The sequence below is a fragment of the Stenotrophomonas sp. DR822 genome (assembly GCF_019793815.1).
GTDB lineage: Bacteria > Pseudomonadota > Gammaproteobacteria > Xanthomonadales > Xanthomonadaceae > Stenotrophomonas > Stenotrophomonas indicatrix.
The window spans coordinates 4,094,651-4,109,397 of record NZ_CP081826.1; the positions used below are offsets into that span (position 1 = coordinate 4,094,651).

Below are 14,747 nucleotides of genomic sequence, written 5' to 3' on the forward strand. Positions count from 1 at the left end.
GCATGCGTACCATTGATGGAAGAGACCCCGCCGGAGCGGGGTCTTTTGCTGCAGGAAACGACGTCGACGGATCAGTTGTTGCCGAACTCGTACTTGGCCTGCACGTAGATGGCACGGCCATAAGCGTTGTACAGGTAGTTGTTGTACGGCTGGCCGCTGGTGCCGGCGAAGCTGTACCGCTGGTTGTCAGGCATCTTGTTGAACACGTTGTTGACCATCAGCGACAGGGTCAGGTTGTCCATCGCCCGATAGTTCACGCTCAGGTTGTAGGTGGTGTACGAACCCCACTTGCCGGCCTTGTAGCCGGAGCTGTGGACGTAGTCGTAGCCATTGCCCAGGTAGGCCATGTAGTTCGGCGTCTTGCCGATGTAGTTGGCATACAGGGTGGTGGTCCACTTGTCCTTGGCCCAGCCGATCGAACCGTCGGCGCGCACCTTGGCGTACGAGTCGTACACCCACATCGCATACGGGTCGCGCAGCAGGTCCAGGTACTCATCGCCCGGCTGCGGTTGCAGCTCGCGCTTGAGCATGTCGGTGTAGTTGCCGGAGAACTGCAGCGAACCGAAGCGGCCGATGTCCTGTACGTACTTGAAGCTGGCCGTCAGCGCCTGCAGGTTCTGGCTGGCCACGTTCATCTTCGGCGTATAGATTTCATCGAGTACGCCGGAGGCGTCGCGGGTGATCCAGTCGCTGACGTTCTGGCAGCTGGCAGAGGTGTTGTTGGTCTGGCCGTTGCGGCAGTAGTACTCGGCCAGCAGTAGCTGGTCGGAGCTGAGGGTGTTGACCTCGTTCTTGATCTTCCAGTTGTAGTAGTCCACCGACAGCGAGAGGTTGTTGATGGGCGCCCACACGATGCCGGCGTTCCAGACATCGGCGGTGATCGGCTCCAGGTCCGGGTTGCCGGATTGGGTGCCGAACACCGACACGCTGTCATACGGGCAGCCTGTGGTGTTGGCCGGGTCGTAGCCCAGCTGGCCGCAACGGTAGTAGTCGGTGGAGCCGTTGGCGTAGTAGCCGCTGACACCCTGGAAGGCATCGGACAGGGTGGGCGCGCGGAACGCGGTGCCGTACTTGCCACGGAACAGCAGGCTGTCGATCGGACGGAATTCCAGGCCGATGCTGTAGGTCGCCTTGTCGATGGTGTTGCCACCGATCTTGAAGGCGTCGTAGCGGCCGGAGCCGGTCACCGTCAGTGATTCCAGCAACGGCATGCGAAGTTCGCTGGTCACCGCGTAGCTGCTGCGATGGCCGGCGCCGGAAACCGCGGTGGTGCCCCACACGCTGCCATCCACCAGGCGGGTATCGGGCGTGTAATCCCAGCCTTCGCTGCCGCCTTCAACCACCACTGCGAAGCCGGCGTCGCCGCCGGGCAGCTTGAACAGCGAACCATTGGTGACCTGCGCACGCAGCAGGTTCTGCCAGGTGCGGCTCTGGCTGTAGGTGTAGCCGGTGAAGCTCTGGAAATCACCGCTCGGCAGTGGCGAGTAGAACGCTTCCCAGTCCGGGCTGTAGATGTTGTACCCGGTGCTGGTGGTGCCCAGCACCGGCCCCAGCACGCGCTGCTCGAAGTAGTCGTTGATCGGATCGTTCCAGCGCACGAAGTTGCGCTCGGTCAACTTGTATTCGCCGCGGGTGAAGCTCGCACTGTAATCCCAGCTGCCGGCCGTGCCGCGGCCGCCGAGCGTGACCTGGTAAGCCTTGTTGCGATCGGTGTTCATGATGTCGCGATAGCCGCCGGCGCCGATGTCCTCCGGCGCGAACACGCGCTGCAGGTTCAGGTACTGGCCGCTGTCCTGATCGTAGAAGCGGCCCCAGCCGGAGGAGGTGCCCCACCAGGTGTAGTTGGAGCCGGTGGCGTATTTCACTTCTTCCAGACTGTAGAGCGCGTCGCCGAACAACTGGATGTTGTCGTTCACATCGAAGGTCATCGAGCTGTAGATCTGCCCGCTTTCCTTGCCGTTCTTGATGGTCTTGTAGCCGGTGCCATAGACCGAGCCGCAGGCCTGGCCGGTCGGCCGGGTGCCGAGCACGGTGGTGCCGTCGAACTGGCCCGCCACGTTGGCGCACAGGTTCGGGTCCATCATCGCGTAGCGGTTGCTGTTGGCCGGCAGCAGCACCAGGAAGTCGTTGGAGACATACTGGGGGCTGTAGCCGTCGGGATTGTTGACCTTGGTCAGGTCACGCTGATAGCCCCAGATCGGGCTGGTTTTTTCATACTGCACGTTGACCAGCGCATGGAATCGATCGTCGACACCGTTGAAACCGCGTGCGGCACTGACGCGTACGCTGTTGCCGCCGCCCTCGGAGTAGGCACCGCCACGGACGTTGAGCACACCGCCATCCATGCGCTCCTTGAGGATGATGTTGACCACGCCGGCGATCGCATCCGAACCGTACAGCGAAGACTGGCCGCCGGGCAGGATCTCGATGCGCTCGACGATGTCGATCGGAATGCCGCTGATGTTGTTGAAACTGTCGCTGCCGTTGTACAGCGCCGGATACGAGAGCATCGGGCGGCCGTTGATCAGGTACTTGGTGTAGCCGGGGCTGAGCCCGAACATGCCGGCGGCCTCGGCACCCTGGGTGAACGACGCGGAGGTCTGCCCGCCCTGCAGGCCGCCGGTCGACAGCGAGGACTGCTGCAGGACGTCGGCGACGCTGGTGAAGCCGCGGGTCTGGATGTCCTCGGCGGTGACGGTCAGGACCGGCGTGTGGTTCTCGATCTGCGTCTGCGGGATCAGTGAACCGGTGACGGTGACGCGGTCAAGCTGGGTCGGGCCGGTGTCCTGCGCGTGGGCTGCGCCGGAGGCGAGCAGGGTGCCGATCAGGGCAAGGGTCAGGGGGTGACGCGAAGGCGTGGAGCGATGGCGAGACATGATGGATCCCCGTAATGAGCGATGTCGTCTGGCTGATGTCCTCCCTGACATCTTCATGAGGTGTTCAGTTGCAATCCATTCAGCCGGACCGTAACACGACGTTCACGCGGTCAAAATGGTCCCGTCACGCGGGTGTGCTGCCCATCGGATAGAAATCCCTTTTAAATCAGTGCACAAACGCGATTGTCTGGGAATGTTTCAAAATGTTGCGCTGCGGTACGAAATTGGGCAGGGCGGAGATTTCGCATGCTGATCAACTAGTTGCCGCCTCCGTGAAGCATTTCTGAATATTTAATTTATGGGACGTGCGCGGCTGTTGCGTCTCAATCAACGGGCAAAAAAAAGGCCCCGCCGAAGCGGGGCCTGGTCCGGAATCAAACCCGGAAATCGACGGGATTACTTGCCGAAGTCGTACTTTGCCTGCACGTACACGGTGCGGCCGTAGACGTTGTACAGGTAGTTGTTGAACGGCGTGCCGGAGGTGCCCTGGTAGCTGTGGGCCTGCTGCTCGGGCATCTTGTTGAACACGTTGTTGACCATCAGCGACAGGGTCAGGTCATCCTGCACGCGGTAGTTCACGCTCAGGTTGTAAGTGGTGTACGAAGCCCACTTGCCTGCCTTGTAGCCCGACGCACCATGGGTGTACTCGTAGCCGTTCAGGCCCGCCAGGTAGTTCGGGGTGTGGCCGATGTAGTTCGCGTACAGCGTGGTGGTCCACTTGTCCAGCGACCAGGCCACCGACGCGTCGGAACGGACCTTGGCGTAGCTGTCGTAGTTCCACATCGACTTCGGGTTGCCCAGCAGGTCCTGGAAGTCCTCGCCCGGCTGCGCCTGCACTTCACGCTTCAGCATGTTGGTGTAGTTGCCCGAGAACTGCAGCGAACCGAAGCGGCCGATGTCCTGCAGGTACTTGAAGCCGACGGTCACGGCCTGCAGGTTCTGGCGGGCCACGTTCATCTTCGGGGTGTACAGCGAGCTCAGGTTGCCGGCCGAATCGCGCACGACCCAGTCGGCCACGTTCTGGCAGGTGGCCGAGGAACCGTTCGGCAGGCCGTTGCGGCAGTAGTACTCGGCCAGCAGCAGCTGGTCGGTGCTGGCCGTATCGACCTCGTTCTCGATCTTCCAGTTGTAGTAGTCGGCCGAGATCGACAGGTTCGCCATCGGCGCCCAGACGATGCCCGCGTTCCAGACGTCGGCGGTGATCGGCTCCAGGTCCGGGTTGCCGGCACGCTCGGAGTAGACCGAGACGCTGTCTGCGTAGCGGCAGGCGTCGGTGTTGCCCGGCGCGTAGCCCAGCTCACCGCAACGGTAGTAGTCGGTGGAGTTGGCGGCGTAATAGCCGCTGCGGCCCTGGAACGCATCCGGCAGGGTCGGCGCGCGGAACGCGGTGCCGTACTTGCCGCGGAACAGCAGGCTTTCGATCGGACGGAACTCGACACCCACGCTGTAGGTGGCCTTGTCGACGGTGTTGTCGGCGATCTTGAAGGCGTCATAGCGACCGGAAGCGGTCACCGTCAGCGACTCCAGCAGCGGCATGCGCAGCTCGCTGGTCACCGCGTAGTTGCTGCGATGACCGTTGCCGGCAACAGCCGACGAGCCCCACACGTCGCCGTCCAGCAGGCGCTGGTCGGGGCTGTAGTCCCAACCTTCGCTGCCGCCTTCGACGACCACGGCCAGGCCGGCATCACCGCCCGGCAGCGAGAACAGCGAGCCGTTGGTGACCTGCGCGCGTGCCAGGTTCTGCCAGGTGCGGCTGTGGTTGGTGGTGTAACCGGTGAAGCCAGCGAAATCTTCCGGCGAGATCGGCGAGTAGAACGCGCCCCAGTTGGTGTTGTAGATGCCGAAGCCATCCTTGGTGCCCAGCTGCGGGCCCAGCACCTTGTCGGCGAAGTAGCTGTTGATGGCATTGCCGAAGCGCTGGAACTTGCTCTCATCCAGGCGGTATTCGCCACGGGTGAAGCTCAGGCTGTAGTCCCAGTTGCCGACCGCACCCTTGCCGCCCAGGGTGATCTGGTAGGCACGGCTCTTGTCGTTGTTCAGGATGCCCTTGTAGCCTTCGCCGCCGATGTCTTCCGGAGCGAACGCGCGCTGCAGGTTGACCAGCTTGCCGGAGGCCTGGTCATAGAAGCCACCCATGGTGCTCTTGGTGCCCCACCAGAGGTAGTTCGAGCCCGAGGTGTATTCGGTCTTTTCCTTGCTGTACAGCACGTCGGCGAACAGCTGGAAGTTGTCGTTCACGTCGAAGGTCATCGACGAGTAGAACTGGCCGCTGTCCTTGCCGTTCTTCAGGGTCTTGTAGCCGGCGCCGAAGACCGAGCCGCAGGACTGGCCCGTCGGGCGGTTCGCCAGCACGGTGGTGCCGTCGAACTGGCCGGCCACGTTGGCGCAGTTGCTCGGGTCCATCATGTACAGCGCATTGGTCTTGGCGTCGATGACGGCGAAGTCGTTCGACGGCAGCTGCGCGGTGTAGCCGTTCGCGTTGTTCTGCTTGGTCAGGTCACGCTGGTAGCCCCAGATCGGGTTGCTGCTTTCGATCTGCACGTTGACCAGTGCATTGAAGCGGTCGTCCAGCGCCGAGAAGCCGTGTGCACCGCTGACGCGGAAGCTGCTGCCACCGCCTTCAGTGGAAGTGCCGCCACGCACGGACAGGCTACCGCCTTCCATGTGGTCCTTCAGGATGATGTTGACCACGCCGGCGATCGCATCCGAGCCGTACAGGGAGGACTGGCCACCCGGCAGGACTTCGATGCGCTCGACGATGTCGATCGGAATGCCGCTGATGTTGTTGAACGCGTCGCCGCCGTTGTACAGCGCCGGGTAGGACATCATCGGGCGGCCGTTGATCAGGTACTTGGTGTAACCCGGATTCAGGCCGAACATGCCAGCGGCTTCAGCGCCCTGGGTGAACGAAGCGGAGGTCTGGCCACCCTGGATGCCGCCGGTGGTCAGCGAGGACTGCTGCAGCACCTCGGCGACGCTGTTGAAGCCGCGCGACTGGATGGCTTCAGCGCTGATGGTCATGACCGGGGTCTGGGTCTCGACCTGGGTCTGCGGGATCAGCGAGCCGGTGACGGTGATCTTGTCCAGATTGGTGGCCTTGTCCTGGGCCATTGCCGGCGAGGCGGCAACCAGGGCGGAGATCAAGGCGACAGCGAGGGTGTTGCGACGTGCAGAATTGCGAAGGTCTTTCATGTAGTTCCGTTCAGAGAGCAAATACGAGTACGGCACTGCGCATGCGCCATCGTGCGTGCCGTAGATCAGCAACGCAGCCCAAAACCAGTGCTCAGCGAACGTAACATGAACTTAACAATCTGTGCACGAATCTGTAGCAATCCTGAATTTCAGTCAGCGTACGTCCAGCTAGTATGATGTTGGGTTCTTCTTGTCGATCCACCCGGAGCCCGCAGTGAACAGTTCTTCCCGTCGTCCGCATGCCAGCCAGGTGCAGAAGGGACTGGCGCCGCATGCGCGCATCCGCAACGTGATCGCGGTGGGCTCGGGAAAGGGTGGCGTGGGCAAGTCGACCACGGCGGTCAACCTGGCCGTCGCACTGCAGCAGCTGGGGGCGCGCGTAGGCGTGCTTGATGCCGATATCTACGGCCCCAGCGTGCCGGCGATGCTCGGCCTGTCCGGTCGCCCGGAAAGCCCGGACAACAAGAGCATCGAGCCGATGCGGGCCTTCGGCGTGGACACCATGTCGATCGGTTATCTGGTCGAGGATGAAACGCCGCTGATCATGCGCGCACCGCGCGCGACGGCGGCGTTGACCCAGCTGTTCGAAGACACGCTGTGGGACGACCTGGACTACCTGCTGATCGATCTGCCGCCGGGCACCGGCGACATCCAGCTGACCCTGGTGCAGAAGATCCCGCTGGCCGGCGCGGTGATCGTCACCACGCCGCAGGACATCGCTACGCTGGATGCGAAGAAGGCGCTGAAGATGTTCGAGAAGGTCGAGGTGCCGGTGCTGGGCGTGGTCGAAAACATGGCGGTGCATACCTGCAGCAACTGCGGGCATGTGGAGCACCTGTTCGGCGAAGGTGGTGGCGAGCGCATGGCGGCGCAGTATGGCGTGCCGCTGCTGGGGTCGCTGCCGCTGCAGATCGGCATCCGCGAGCAGGGCGATGCCGGTACCCCGATCACCGCCGCGCAGCCGGAATCGGCGGCGGCCCAGGCCTACCACCGTGCCGCTCAGCGTCTGGTCGAGGAAGTGGGCAAGCGTCCGCGCGCTTCGATCCCGATCCTGTCCTCGCTGCTGTAAGGGCCCGCTGGGGGCAGCGGCGGCGACGCCCGGCCCCCTGCTAGAATCCTCGCGCCCCCTCGCACCCAGGACAGAGCATGAGCATCAAGAGTGACCGTTGGATCCGCCGGATGTCCGAACAGCACGGCATGATCGAGCCGTATGAGGCCGGGCAGGTCAAGCAGGCCAACGGTGAGCGCATCGTCAGCTACGGCACTTCCAGCTACGGCTACGACGTGCGCTGCTCGCGCGAGTTCAAGGTGTTCACCAACATCAACTCGACGATCGTGGACCCCAAGCATTTCGATCCGGGCAGCTTCGTCGATATCGTCGGTGACGAGTGCATCATTCCGCCCAACAGCTTCGCGCTGGCACGCACGGTCGAGTATTTCCGCATTCCGCGCGACACCCTGGTGGTGTGCCTGGGAAAGAGCACCTATGCGCGCTGCGGCATCATCGTCAACGTGACCCCGCTGGAGCCGGAGTGGGAAGGCCACGTGACCCTGGAATTCAGCAACACCACGCCGCTGCCGGCGCGCATCTACGCCAACGAAGGCGTGGCGCAGATGCTGTTCTTCCAGTCCGATGAAGTGTGCGAGACCTCGTACAAGGATCGCGGCGGCAAGTACCAAGGCCAGACCGGCGTGACCCTGCCGCGCACCTGACGGCTTGCCTCAGCGGGTATCGGTAGCGCCGGGCCATGCCCGGCGTTTCCGTTTGTGGGGCCGCGCGCTGCGTTCGCCGGGCATGGCCCGGCGCTACCTTATTTGCCGCGACCGAACAGGATCGCGATGCCCACGGCCACCAGGCCGAGTGGCCACCAGGTCAGCAGCAGGCGCGACAGGTTCAGGTTGGTCCAGCCCAGGTTGCTGGCCAGCATGAACAGGCCGATCAGGATCAGCAGGATGGCGGCGACGATATTGAATCGCATCGGGTCGGCACTGGCTCAGGAATGGGCTGGATATCCTAGCCGTTCCTTCCAGTAGGCGACATGCTGGTCCAGCGCGGCCGGCTCATAGCGGTGCGCCGGGCCACTGCCCCAGACCGGTCCCGGCCACGCCGGATCGCCGTCGTGGCGGCCGATCACGTGGAAATGCAGCTGGCGCACGATGTTGCCCAGCGCGCCGATGTTGATCTTCTCCACCCCGTCCGAACCGTGCAGGGCCTTGCAGGCGCGGTTGAGCTCGGTGCGCAGCTTGTCCTGCTGCTCGCCGTCCAGCTCGATCCACTCGGTCACCCCGGCCAGACGCGGCACCAGGACCAGCCAGGGGAATCGTTCGTCGTTCATCAGTCGCACTTGCGACAACGGGCCTTCGGCCACCAGCACGCTATCGGTGGCCAGGCGTGAATCGAGTTCGAAATCGCTCATCCAAGATGCTCCGAGAAGAAGTCCAGGGTGCGTTGCAGCGCCAGGGCGGCGCTGTCTGGATCATACGCATGTCCGACCTCGCGGTTGAAGGCATGGTCGGCCGGATACACGTAGGTCGCCATCTGCGGCAGCTTCTCACGGTGCGCCTGGACCGCCTCGGGCGGGATGCTCTTGTCCTGCGCGCCGAAGTGGAACATCACCGGGGCCTTCGGCGTCTCGTCCAGGAACTGCACGTTGCGTGCGCCGTAGTAGCTCACCGAGGGCAGGCCCAGGCGCAGCGCGGACAGCAGGGCGACGCTGCCACCCCAGCAGTAGCCGACCGTGCCGACCTTGCCATGCGGGGCCAGCCGGGTTGCCGCGGCGCGGACCACTTCCAGTGCCTTTTCCATGCCCAGCGCGGTGACCCGTTCCAGGCCATCCTTCACGCCCTCGGGGCTGTAGGGCAGGGCATCGGGGTCGGCCTCGGGGCCGTCGACCAGGTCGAAGAACGACGGCGCCAACACGGCGTAGCCCTCGGCCGCGAATCGCTCAGCGACACTGCGGATGTGCGGGTTGGCGCCGAAGATCTCCTGCACCACCACCAGCGCGCCGCGGGGTTTGCCCTCGGGCAGGGCCTGCCAGGCGCGGACCGGGCCGTAATGCGTATCCAGGGTGATCCATTCGGACATCGGGGGTACCTCGTTGCAGGGGCCAGGCCTGCATTGTCGGTGCTGGGCGGGTTAGCGCGATGTCAGCGGCTGTGCGGGATCGGGCGGCTGGGTGTTCAGGGGCGGGCGCATGGTCGCCATGTCAGTTGAGTGGGCTCCGGATTTTCTGACTGCAGAATCGGCTGCCTCTGACGATGATTTCATTAAAGCATCCGGTGGGATGGAAAAGGTCAACGAATATGATTTTGGCTGGCTTTATGGGGCGGTGGCGCCGCCGGGAGGCGCAGGGGCTGTTTCAGGTCGGTGTTCTATATTTTCTTCGGATCATGGATGGGAACTATTTTGATGAATACTAAACGGATTATTGGAGGAGTTTGGATGGCTGCTCTCGCACTGGCGTCTGCTTCAGCGCACGCGAGTGACAGGTCCTATACGGATCATGAGCTGGCGTCACGTGATGGAAAGAAGTGGATAACAAGGACTGCTGCTCTGACCGACTTCGATGGAGGTCAGGTTGTTGTCGAGTTGCGGTTGTTTGAAGATGGCAAGGGCGGGCTTGTCTATCGGTATGACGATCAAACCGAGGCTACCAAGCTCTATCATCAGGCTTCCTGTGAGGAAACCGGCGCTGAAGTCAGGCGCGGTGATACGGTTCTTGGGGGTGAGTCTGTGGCCGCGTGGTCATGCGTGGGGGCTGCTGACAAGCAGGCGGAGCTAGAGAAATCGACGGAGAGAACGGATGCGCCGCGAGCGGCCTATTACGTGCATGCTTTGGCGCCCAGCGGCAGCGCGCCTTTGGGGGTCAACTTCCACTCGGTAGGAATTGCCCGTTATCAAAGTTCCATTGCAGGGGAGTCCAATGGCAATGTCTCGATTGACAATGGTCGTTGTACTGCATCTGCTGTCGATCATCATACCGGCCCATTTGTTGGCAGCTACGAGCTCAAGGTGGTTTGTATTGGCACTCAGCGCGGACTGCTCAATACCTCCATGTCAGCATGTATTCCGAGGGTATGTTCGAAAGATGTCGGGGCCGTGGACGTGATTTAAGGTGTCCTGCGGGAGTTGGCGGAGGCATTTCAAGGGCTGGGCGGGCCGGGGGACGGGCGATTCAGTTCCACCCACCAAGACCATCCGCCAACCCCGGTATACTGGCGCCCCTTCAGGCCCCGGCCCCCAGGTCCCCTGCCATGCCGGCAGGAGCCCAGGCCCCCAGAGTCCCGCGATTCCATGTCCCAGCTGAACCCCAAAGTCGGCTTCGTCAGCCTTGGCTGCCCGAAGGCCCTCGTCGATTCCGAGCGCATCCTCACCCAGCTGCGGTCGGAAGGCTACGACATCGTCCCGTCCTACGATTCGGCCGACGTGGTGGTGGTCAACACCTGTGGCTTCATCGATTCGGCGGTGACCGAATCGCTGGATGCCATCGGCGAGGCGATGAACCAGAACGGCAAGGTCATCGTCACCGGCTGCCTGGGCAAGCGCCCGGAGCAGATCCGCGAGGCGTACCCGAACGTGCTGGCGGTGTCCGGACCGCAGGATTACCAGAGCGTGATGGAAGCGGTGCATGCGGCGCTGCCGCCCAAGCACGATCCGTTCGTGGATCTGGTGCCGGACTACGGCATCAAGCTGACCCCGCGCCACTACGCATACCTGAAGATTTCCGAAGGCTGCAACCACCACTGCAGCTTCTGCATCATTCCGTCGATGCGCGGCAAGCTGGTCTCGCGTCCCGTGGACGAGGTGCTGCGCGAAGCCGAGCGCCTGGTGCGCGGCGGTGTGCGCGAACTGCTGGTGGTTTCGCAGGACACCTCTGCCTACGGCGTGGATGTGAAGTACGCCGAGAAGATGTGGCGCGACAAGGCCTACCAGACCCGCCTGAAGGCACTGTGCGAAGGCCTGTCCGAACTGGATGCGTGGGTGCGCATGCACTACGTCTATCCGTATCCGCACGTCGATGACGTGGTGCCGCTGATGGCCGAGAGCCGGATCCTGCCGTACCTGGACATCCCGTTCCAGCACGCCAGCCCGCGCATCCTGCGCCTGATGAAGCGCCCCGGCGCGGTCGAGAAGACCCTGGAGCGGGTGCAGAACTGGCGCCGCATCGCGCCGGACATCACCGTGCGTTCGACCTTCATCGTCGGTTTCCCGGGCGAGACCGAGGTCGAGTTCGAAGAGTTGCTGTCCTTCCTGGACGAAGCGCAGCTGGACCGCGTCGGTGCGTTCGCCTACTCGCCGGTGGAGGGCGCTACGGCCAACAACCTGCCGGACCCGGTGCCGGAAGAAGTGAAGCAGGAACGACTGGCGCGCTTCATGGAGAAGCAGGCGCAGATTTCGGCTTCGCGTCTGGAAGCCAAGATCGGCACGGTGCAGCAATGCCTGGTCGATGCCATCGAAGGCGATATCGCGGTGGCCCGTTCCAAGGCCGATGCGCCGGAGATCGACGGCCTGGTGCATATCCAGAACGCAGACCAGGTGGCATTGCGCGTGGGTGAGTTCGTCGACGTGGAAATCACCGAGAGCGACGAGCACGACCTCTACGGCGACGCCCTGCCGCCGACCACGCGCCCGGCATTCGACCTCAAGGTGCTGTGACCGGGGCGGAGGCTGCTGATGGCGGCCCCCGCCGCTTCGTGCCACCGTTGCGTGCGGCGGTGGACAGGGCTGCGTTCGATCATCCGCTGTTTGCCGGTATCGCCGGGTTCGGTGATCTGCTGACGGCAGCGGACTGGCCACGCGTGGTCGATCTGGACGCGCGCCTGGCGCTGCCGGGCAAGCGCTTTGTTGAACAGGATGCGGCGTTGCTGGCCGACGGCCTGCACTACGAAACGCGCATTGCCGAAGGGCGCATCGCAACCCGCGCGGGCAACTGGCACGACCTGTTCAACGCCCTGGTCTGGGCACGCTACCTGCCGATCAAGTGCGCACTCAACGCGCAGCAATGCCGGCACATCGAGGGCAGGGCCGCAGGGCAGCGCAACCGCGCGCAGGCCGCGCTGACCCAGTTCGATGAAACCGGCGTGGTGGTGCGTGTGCGTGACCCGGCGTTGCTTGCAGCCTGGGATGCTCACCAGTGGCGCGTGCTGTTCGAACCGATCCATTGGCAGTCAGGACGGATCGCCATCGCCGCAGTATTCGGTCATGCCTTGATGGAACAGGCGCTGCTGCCGGGCCGGCTGCTGGTCGGCAAATGCGTGGTGCTGCAGGGCGATGACGATGCGGGCTGCATCGACACGGTCGCGCGCGCCATCGAGGAAGGCAGGGTGCTGCTCGATCCCTTGGAACTGCGTCCGCTGCCATTGACGGGTATTCCCGGCTGGCACACCGACCAGGCGCCAGCCTTTTACGCGAACGACGATTATTTCCGTCCGCTGCGCGAAGGGCGCCGCTATCCGCCGCCGCTTCTGTAGAACCGGGCCCATGCCCGGCTGAGCGCCGCTGCTCGCCACAGGCTCAGCCGTTGGCCGCGGTCTCGTACTCCACACCGATCACCGCAAAGGTGTGGTTGCCACTGGGCAGTTCCACTGAAAACTCATCATCCAGGCGCTTCTTCAACAAGGCCCGCGCCAAGGGCGAATCGATGCTGATCCAGCCCAGCCCCGCATCGGTCTCATCCGGCCCGACGATGCGGTAGCGGCTGGTCTGCCCGCTGTCCACGTTCTCCAGTTCCACCCACGCACCGAAGAACACCGCTTGCGGATCGGTCGGCGTGGTGTCGACCACGCGCAGTGATTCCAGGCGCTTGGTCAGGTAGCGCACGCGACGATCGATCTCGCCCAGCTGTTTCTTGCGGTAGGTGTATTCGGCATTCTCCGAGCGATCGCCTTCGGCCGCGGCCGCCGCCAGCGCCTTGACCACCTCGGGTCGACGCACCCGCCACAACTCATCCAGCTCGGTTTTCAGGCGTGCATGGCCGGCGGCGGTGATCAGTGCGGTGCTCTTTTCTGCGGGGGGGCGCCAACGCGACATGTAATGCGGATTCTCGTGCGGAATGAAACAACTACGGCGCGCCGTCGCCGGCGCGCCGCGAAGGTGAAGGTACTATCGGAGCTCTCAGCGCTTGCCGCCGAAGATGCCACCGAGGATGCCGCGCACGATCTGGTTGCCCAGCTTGGTGCCAACCGTACGGGTGGTCTGCTTGGCCATCGTCTCGATCATGCCCTGGCGGCGCTTGGTGCCGAAAATGGCGTCCTTGATCGACTGCCCGAAACCGCCTTCCTGCGCTTCGTCCTGCTCACGGCTGCGCGCGGCCGGCGCATCGGTTTTCTCGACGGCCTTCTGCGCGCGCTGGGCCAGCAGTTCGGCTGCCGATTCGCGGTTGACGGCAGTGTCGTAGCGCGTGCCGACCGGGCTGCCGGCACGCACCTGCGTACGTTCGGTGTCGGTGACCGGTCCCATGCGGCAGCGGGGTGGCGCGATCATCGTCTGCTGCACCGGCATCGGCACGCCCTTGTCCTGCAGCGTCGAGACCAGCGCTTCGCCGGTACCGAGCTGGCTGAGCACCTTCGCCACATCCAGCTTCGGGTTCGGCACGAAGGTCTCGGCGGCGGTCTTCACCGCCTTCTGGTCGCGCGGGGTGAATGCGCGCAGCGCGTGCTGTACACGGTTGCCGAGCTGGCCGAGGATGTTGGCCGGCACATCGTCCGGGAACTGCGAGCAGAAGTACACGCCCACGCCCTTGGAACGGATCAGCCGCACCACTTGTTCGATGCGCTGTACCAGAGCGGGCGGTGCATCGTCGAACAGCAGGTGCGCTTCGTCGAAAATGAAAACCAGCTTCGGCTTGTCGAGGTCGCCCACTTCGGGCAGCTGCTCGAACAGCTCCGACAACAGCCACAGCAGGAACGTGGAGTACAGCTTGGGCTTGAGCACCAGCTGGTCGGCGGCAAGGATGCCGATGACACCACGGCCGTCATGGTTGACCCGCATGATGTCGGCCAGTTCCAGCGCCGGTTCGCCGAAGAAATGCTCGCCGCCGTCCTGGGCCAGCCGCAGCAGGGCGCGCTGGATGGCGGCCACCGACTGCGCACTGACCAGGCCGTACTCGGTGGAGATGTCCTTGCGCTCCTCGGCCACCAGGCCGAGCAGGGCGCGCAGGTCGTCCATGTCCAGCAGCAGCAGGCCGCGGTCGTCGGCCAGCTTGAACACGATGTCGAGCACGCCGGCCTGGGTGTCGTTCAATTCCAGGATGCGGGCCAGCAGGGTCGGGCCCATCTCGCTCACGGTGGTGCGCACCGGGTGGCCGAGCTTGCCGTACAGGTCCCAGAACACGGTGGGGCTGGCGGCCGGGGCATAGTCGCTCACGCCGATCTCGGCCGCGCGCTTGAGCAGGTTCTCGGCGCCGGTACCCGGCACGGCCAGGCCGGAGACATCGCCCTTCACATCGGCCAGGAACACCGGTACCCCGATCCGCGAGAAGCCCTCGGCCAGGGTCATCAGGGTCACGGTCTTGCCGGTGCCCGTGGCGCCGGCCACCAGCCCATGGCGGTTGCCGAGCTTCGGCAGCAGGGTGACAGCCACATCGTCGGTGATGCCTTTGCCGAGCAGAATCGGATCCATGGTCCAGCCCTTGTGATGAATGTGCCAATGTTAACCGCCGACAGTGACGGGCCGAAGGT

At 63.9% G+C, this 14,747-nt stretch carries 12 protein-coding genes; 5 read left to right on the forward strand and 7 right to left on the reverse strand.

Features of this window, described 5'->3' with window-relative positions; genetic code table 11:
• Positions 1–71: 71 nt before the first annotated feature.
• Both K5K93_RS18500 and K5K93_RS18505 read right to left on the reverse strand, forming a co-directional pair.
• Complete coding sequence (locus K5K93_RS18500; RefSeq protein ID WP_222388645.1) at positions 72–2,876, reverse strand: TonB-dependent receptor; 2,805 nt, start codon at positions 2,874–2,876, stop codon at positions 72–74.
• A gap of 396 nt (positions 2,877–3,272) precedes the next feature.
• Positions 3,273–6,068 carry a TonB-dependent receptor gene (locus tag K5K93_RS18505; RefSeq protein WP_222388646.1) on the reverse strand — a complete coding sequence of 932 codons (2,796 nt, stop codon included), beginning with the start codon at positions 6,066–6,068 and terminating at the stop codon, positions 3,273–3,275.
• Positions 6,069–6,282: 214 nt separating this feature from the next.
• On the opposite strand from K5K93_RS18505, the gene apbC reads away from it, so the two are divergent.
• On the forward strand, positions 6,283–7,137 hold the full coding sequence (gene apbC / locus K5K93_RS18510; protein ID WP_025876115.1) for an iron-sulfur cluster carrier protein ApbC: 855 nt from the start codon (positions 6,283–6,285) through the stop codon (positions 7,135–7,137).
• A 77-nt stretch (positions 7,138–7,214) separates the two neighbouring features.
• Positions 7,215–7,781, forward strand: a complete 567-nt coding sequence (gene dcd, locus K5K93_RS18515; protein WP_025876117.1) for a dCTP deaminase — start codon at positions 7,215–7,217, stop codon at positions 7,779–7,781.
• 98 nt (positions 7,782–7,879) lie between these two features.
• On the opposite strand, the gene K5K93_RS18520 is transcribed toward dcd, so the two are convergent.
• From K5K93_RS18520 to K5K93_RS18530, 3 genes are read right to left on the reverse strand one after another with little or no spacing between them, the layout of a single operon-like run.
• Positions 7,880–8,047: a DUF5668 domain-containing protein gene (locus tag K5K93_RS18520; RefSeq protein WP_025876120.1), complete on the reverse strand. Its 168-nt coding sequence runs from the start codon at positions 8,045–8,047 to the stop codon at positions 7,880–7,882.
• Between the two features lie 15 nt (positions 8,048–8,062).
• Positions 8,063–8,485, reverse strand: a complete 423-nt coding sequence (locus K5K93_RS18525; protein WP_032975033.1) for an HIT family protein — start codon at positions 8,483–8,485, stop codon at positions 8,063–8,065.
• Positions 8,482–9,153, reverse strand: coding sequence for a dienelactone hydrolase family protein (locus K5K93_RS18530; RefSeq protein WP_222388647.1), 672 nt, complete (start codon positions 9,151–9,153; stop codon positions 8,482–8,484). The genes K5K93_RS18525 and K5K93_RS18530 overlap by 4 nt, the downstream gene beginning before the upstream one ends.
• 282 nt (positions 9,154–9,435) lie before the next feature.
• Here K5K93_RS18530 and K5K93_RS18535 point away from each other — a divergent pair, with 282 nt between their 5' ends.
• The 3 genes from K5K93_RS18535 to K5K93_RS18545 all read left to right on the forward strand — a co-directional run bounded on the left by K5K93_RS18535 (position 9,436) and on the right by K5K93_RS18545 (position 12,539).
• Positions 9,436–10,182 carry a hypothetical protein gene (locus K5K93_RS18535; protein WP_222388648.1) on the forward strand — a complete coding sequence of 249 codons (747 nt, stop codon included), beginning with the start codon at positions 9,436–9,438 and terminating at the stop codon, positions 10,180–10,182.
• A gap of 180 nt (positions 10,183–10,362) precedes the next feature.
• Positions 10,363–11,724 (forward strand): 30S ribosomal protein S12 methylthiotransferase RimO, encoded by a 1,362-nt coding sequence (rimO, locus tag K5K93_RS18540; RefSeq protein WP_222388649.1) that lies wholly within the window; start codon positions 10,363–10,365, stop codon positions 11,722–11,724.
• On the forward strand, positions 11,721–12,539 hold the full coding sequence (locus K5K93_RS18545) for a DUF3025 domain-containing protein (RefSeq protein ID WP_222388650.1): 819 nt from the start codon (positions 11,721–11,723) through the stop codon (positions 12,537–12,539). Before rimO ends, K5K93_RS18545 begins: the two co-directional genes overlap by 4 nt.
• Positions 12,540–12,582: 43 nt before the next feature.
• Here the strand turns inward: K5K93_RS18545 and greB are convergent, their stop codons facing one another.
• On the reverse strand, positions 12,583–13,098 hold the full coding sequence (gene greB / locus K5K93_RS18550; protein ID WP_032975018.1) for a transcription elongation factor GreB: 516 nt from the start codon (positions 13,096–13,098) through the stop codon (positions 12,583–12,585).
• 84 nt (positions 13,099–13,182) lie between these two features.
• Positions 13,183–14,688, reverse strand: coding sequence for a helicase HerA-like domain-containing protein (locus K5K93_RS18555; protein WP_222388651.1), 1,506 nt, complete (start codon positions 14,686–14,688; stop codon positions 13,183–13,185).
• Between the last annotated feature and the right edge of the window lie 59 nt (positions 14,689–14,747).

Coding starts and splice junctions, on each gene's coding strand:
- K5K93_RS18500 (WP_222388645.1), bottom strand. CDS start 2,876: ATGTCTCGCCATCGCTCCACGCCTTCGCGTCACCCCCTGACCCTTGCC.
- K5K93_RS18505 (WP_222388646.1), bottom strand. CDS start 6,068: ATGAAAGACCTTCGCAATTCTGCACGTCGCAACACCCTCGCTGTCGCC.
- dcd (WP_025876117.1), top strand. CDS start 7,215: ATGAGCATCAAGAGTGACCGTTGGATCCGCCGGATGTCCGAACAGCAC.
- K5K93_RS18520 (WP_025876120.1), bottom strand. CDS start 8,047: ATGCGATTCAATATCGTCGCCGCCATCCTGCTGATCCTGATCGGCCTG.
- K5K93_RS18525 (WP_032975033.1), bottom strand. CDS start 8,485: ATGAGCGATTTCGAACTCGATTCACGCCTGGCCACCGATAGCGTGCTG.
- K5K93_RS18530 (WP_222388647.1), bottom strand. CDS start 9,153: ATGTCCGAATGGATCACCCTGGATACGCATTACGGCCCGGTCCGCGCC.
- rimO (WP_222388649.1), top strand. CDS start 10,363: ATGTCCCAGCTGAACCCCAAAGTCGGCTTCGTCAGCCTTGGCTGCCCG.
- greB (WP_032975018.1), bottom strand. CDS start 13,098: ATGTCGCGTTGGCGCCCCCCCGCAGAAAAGAGCACCGCACTGATCACC.
- K5K93_RS18555 (WP_222388651.1), bottom strand. CDS start 14,688: ATGGATCCGATTCTGCTCGGCAAAGGCATCACCGACGATGTGGCTGTC.